This is a genomic window from Vibrio sp. 10N.222.48.A3 (assembly GCF_041475345.1).
In the GTDB taxonomy this organism is placed as follows: domain Bacteria; phylum Pseudomonadota; class Gammaproteobacteria; order Enterobacterales; family Vibrionaceae; genus Vibrio; species Vibrio tasmaniensis_A.
The window spans coordinates 1-4336 of sequence record NZ_JBFRVX010000583.1 but is presented as its reverse complement, the minus strand read 5'-3'; the positions used below and the strand labels follow the sequence as shown (position 1 = coordinate 4336).

The window sequence follows — 4336 nt, the reverse complement described above, 5'->3', positions numbered from 1 at the left end:
TCTTAGCTTCTTAGCTTCATTCGCTTAGAGCTAGCCTAGACGTCGGTTTTTTCCTTGAACTCACACAAGTCTTCAATGATACAGCTGCCACAGCGTGGTTTACGCGCCACACAGGTGTAACGTCCATGAAGAATGAGCCAGTGGTGGACATCCAGTTTGAATTCTTTTGGAATGACTTTGAGCAGCTTAGCTTCAACATCATCGACCGTTTTACCCATTGCTAACTTAGTGCGGTTTGATACACGATAGATGTGAGTATCAACGGCAATGGTTGGCCAACCGAATGCAGTATTTAACACTACGTTTGCTGTTTTGCGGCCTACACCTGGAAGGGCTTCTAACGCAGCACGATCTTCCGGTACTTCACCATTATGTAGGTCAAGCAGCATACGACACGTTTTGATGGTGTTTTCTGCTTTCGAATTAAATAGGCCGATGGTCTTGATGTACTCTTTTAGGCCGTCGACACCTAGGTCGAAAATAGCCTGTGGAGTATTAGCCACAGGGTACAGCTTATCAGTGGCTTTGTTGACGCTGACATCGGTCGCCTGCGCAGATAAGAGCACGGCGATTAGCAACTCGAAAGAGCTGTTCCAGTTAAGCTCGGTTTCTGGATTTGGATTGTTTTCTCTCAAACGCTCAAGTATTTCTACTCGTTTTACATTGTTCATAGCGACATTACTTTCAAATAGTTAGGGCTTGAGTTCCAGCGAAGTTCTTTCAAACTTACTCGTTTTAAAATAACAAGTTTCGCAATGGTTCAGGCTTTATCATCGGTTACGCGCTCTTATGAGCGTCATTATTATGTGTACTTGGTCAATCTATTTACCTGCTGAGCGGTTGAGCTACTCAGCAGGATTTAAGCTACTGTAACTTATCAGGCATTGGTAACGCGAGCGCGTTCAATAGCTGGTTTTTCTTGTTTTGGCTGTCTAGATTTAGCTTGGTTGTCGATGATGTTTTTCAAAGCAATCAAGAAACCAACACCAATGAAGGCACCGGGTGGTAGCAGGGCTAACAAGAAGCTGTTATTAAATTGGAATATCTGGATTCGTAACACCGAAGCCCAATCACCAAGGAGTAGGTCTGCGCCATCAAATAGGGTTCCGTTACCAATAACCTCGCGCATCGCACCCAATACAACCAGTACCGATGTCATGCCAAGACCCATCCAGAAACCATCTTGAGCTGCAGGTAAAACTTCGTTTTTAGACGCGAAGGCTTCCGCTCGGCCAATGATGATACAGTTGGTTACGATCAGCGGGATAAAGATACCCAAAGAGAGGTAAAGGCCATACGCGTAGGCGTTCATCAGAAGTTGAACACAGGTTACTAGTGAAGCAATGATCATCACGAACACTGGAATACGCACTTCTTTTGGCACATGGTTTCGAACCAAAGATACAGACACGTTCGAGCCGACTAGTACAAGCAAGGTAGCGATACCTAATCCAAGAGCGTTAGTCACAGTCGAAGAGACAGCCAACAGCGGACATAAGCCAAGGAGTTGCACTAGGGCAGGGTTATTGGCCCACATGCCATTTTTGATCAGTGTTTTATGGTCACTCATTATTCACCACCACAATTTAGAGGTTGAGCAAGCAATGCTTGGTTGTTTTGATTAACGTATTGCACCGCTTGTTTAACTGACTTCACAACAGCTCTTGGCGTAATGGTTGCGCCAGTGAACTGGTCAAAGTCACCACCATCTTTACGAACCTTCCAACGGTCAAGATTAGAATCCGTCACTTGCTTACCAGCAAATGAGAGAATCCAATCACTCACACGCAAATCAATCTTATCACCCAAACCTGGAGTTTCTTGGTGAGAAAGCACGCGAGTACCTAAAATAGTACCGTCGATCTTCATTCCAACAATCACTTTAATCGCGCCGTTGTAGCCGTCTGGGGCAATCGCTTCGATCGCAATCGCACTCGGCTCACCATTGATTTTAGCAATGTAAGCCGGCATCGCTTGCTCAGTACCAAGTTCTTCTGTTTGAACGAGAGTGCAAGATGAAAACAGTTCGTTGTCGTGTAGATCATGTGTGATTACTTGGTTAAGCACAGACAGTAACTGAGCCTGTTCTTGTTGTTTGATCTGATCTTTGGTCAGGTAGTGAGTTACCGCGACCAAACCCGTCGAAGCACACGCAAAAATCGCGAGTACAAGGCCGTTTTTCTTAATTGCATTTAGCATGGTATCCGCTCCCTTTAGTGGCCGTATGTACGAGGTTTGGTGTAGTAGTCAATCAGTGGAACACACATGTTGGCTAACAATACAGCAAACGCCACGCCATCAGGGAAACCACCCCAACTGCGGATGATAAATACCAAACCGCCGATCAGAGCGCCAAACACTAAGCGACCTTTCACTGTTGTTGATGCTGAAACTGGGTCGGTCGCAATGAAAAATGCGCCGAGCATAGTCGCACCAGACAATAGATGAATGGTCGGTGATGCGGTTTCGCCAGGAGTGAACATCAAGAACACTAGGCTAAATAGGGTCAAGCTGCCCAGAAACGCGACTGGGATATGCCATTGAATCACGCGTTGCTTGATAAGCACCAAGCCACCAATAAGGTAAGCAAGGTTTACCCATTCCCAACCCACGCCAGCTAACCAGCTAAATTGAGGTTGAGACAGAGCTTCAGAAGCCGAGTTACCTGCCGTTAGTGCGGTTTTGAAGGCATCGAGTGGCGTCGCCATCGTGGTGCCATCAATACCAAGGCGTGCTTGTTGTAAAGACAAGCCTTCATTATTGAAACCAGTAAAGATCATCAAGAAGGAGTCAACAAAGCTCGTAGCTTCAGCAGTTAAACTGGTCGGCGCATTCCAGCTGGTCATTTGAACTGGGAATGAGATCAGCAAAACAACGTAAGCCACCATCGCAGGGTTAAATGGGTTTTGCCCAAGGCCGCCATAAAGGTGTTTTGCGATGACAATCGCGAAGAACATACCTATCACGAGAATCCACCACGGAGAGTGTGGCGGAATCGCGACACTGAGTAGCCAAGCGGTCACAACAGCGCTGTAATCACGCAATGCCATCACTGGCGGGCGTTTTCTTAGCAGCATTACAGCGGCTTCAAAGGTAACAGCAAGTGCAATAGCAAATACTAACTGGATGAGCGTACCCCATCCAAAGAAGTAGGTTTGAGCTAGTAGACCTGGCAATGCACAAATAGCGACCCATTTCATGAGATCAGGGGTGCTTCTACGATTGTGCGCGTGCGGTGAGCTGGCGATAAAGAAGGCCACTACTCTTTCTCCTCATTATTCTTTTTGTCTTGCTCTTGCTGCGCCTTTCTTGCTTTAGCACGAGCAATCGCTGCAGCAACCGCTGCTTTTTTAGGATCGACTGGTTCTTGTTGAGTTTCAGCCTTTAATTCAACTACAGGTTCAACCACAGATTCAGGTGTTTCTGCTGACTCTTCCTGTTTCGCTTGTTGTGCCTTTCTTGCTTTAGCGCGAGCTATTGCCGCGGCAACGGCAGCTTTTTTAGGATCCACTGGTTCTGATTGAATTTCAGCTTCCACTTCCACTTCTACTTCAGGAGCGATTGCTTCTGCTTCGACCTGCTTAGCTTGCTGTGCTTTCTTCGCTTTAGCGCGAGCTATTGCGGCAGCAACTGCATCTTTCTTAGCATCGCCAGAACTTTTAACCGGAGCTTCGCTTGCTGTTGGAGTAAAAGATTCAGCTTGTTGTGCTTTCTTTGCTTTAGCGCGAGCTATTGCGGCAGCGACAGCATCTTTTTTAGCATCGCCAGAACTTTTAACCGGAGCTTCACTTTCGGTTAGAGTAGCTGATTCAGCTTGTTGTGCTTTCTTTGCTTTAGCGCGAGCTATTGCAGCAGCGACAGCATCTTTCTTGGCATCGCCAGTACTTTCAGCCGGAGCCTCACTTGCGGTTTGAGTAGCTGATTCTGCTTGTTGAGCTTTCTTTGCTTTAGCACGAGCGATAGCTGCAGCAACAGCATCTTTCTTAGCGTCGCCAGTACTTTCAGCTGGAGCTTCACTTTCGGTTTGAGTAGCTGATTCCGCTTGTTGAGCTTTCTTGGCTTTAGCGCGAGCAATGGCCGCAGCGACAGCATCTTTCTTAGCGTCGCCAGTACTTGCAACTGGAGCCTCGCTTTCTGTTTGAGTAGAAGATTCCACTTGTAGAGCCTTCTTGGCTTTAGCGCGAGCAATAGCCGCAGCAACCGCGTCTTTCTTAGCGTCACCTGATTTTTCTGCAGGAGCATCAGTTGCTGCTTGTTGTGCCTTGCGCTCTCGAGCTTGTCGTTTACGTTCTTCACGCAGTTTCGACATTTCAGAATTGTCTGGTTCAGCGCTATC

Annotated in this window: 4 protein-coding genes and 1 pseudogene; all 5 read right to left on the bottom strand. The window is 47.0% G+C overall.

Going from position 1 to position 4336, the window contains the following annotated elements:
- Positions 1-35: 35 nt before the first annotated feature.
- Positions 36-671: an endonuclease III gene (gene nth, locus AB4653_RS16535; protein ID WP_009848652.1), complete on the bottom strand. Its 636-nt coding sequence runs from the start codon at positions 669-671 to the stop codon at positions 36-38.
- Between the two features lie 206 nt (positions 672-877).
- Positions 878-1570, bottom strand: coding sequence for an electron transport complex subunit E (locus AB4653_RS16530; protein ID WP_009848651.1), 693 nt, complete (start codon positions 1568-1570; stop codon positions 878-880).
- The gene (rsxG, locus tag AB4653_RS16525) at positions 1570-2199 is read right to left on the bottom strand and encodes an electron transport complex subunit RsxG (protein WP_009848650.1); all 630 of its coding nucleotides are present in this window, start codon (positions 2197-2199) and stop codon (positions 1570-1572) included. The genes AB4653_RS16530 and rsxG overlap by 1 nt, the downstream gene beginning before the upstream one ends.
- Before the next feature lie 14 nt (positions 2200-2213).
- Positions 2214-3260 (bottom strand): electron transport complex subunit RsxD, encoded by a 1047-nt coding sequence (gene rsxD, locus AB4653_RS16520; protein WP_009848649.1) that lies wholly within the window; start codon positions 3258-3260, stop codon positions 2214-2216.
- Positions 3260-4336, bottom strand: a pseudogene (locus AB4653_RS16515) (electron transport complex subunit RsxC); the annotation flags it as partial. The pseudogene AB4653_RS16515 and the gene rsxD, both read right to left, overlap by 1 nt.

Coding starts and splice junctions, on each gene's coding strand:
- AB4653_RS16530 (WP_009848651.1), bottom strand. CDS start 1,570: ATGAGTGACCATAAAACACTGATCAAAAATGGCATGTGGGCCAATAAC.
- rsxG (WP_009848650.1), bottom strand. CDS start 2,199: ATGCTAAATGCAATTAAGAAAAACGGCCTTGTACTCGCGATTTTTGCG.
- nth (WP_009848652.1), bottom strand. CDS start 671: ATGAACAATGTAAAACGAGTAGAAATACTTGAGCGTTTGAGAGAAAAC.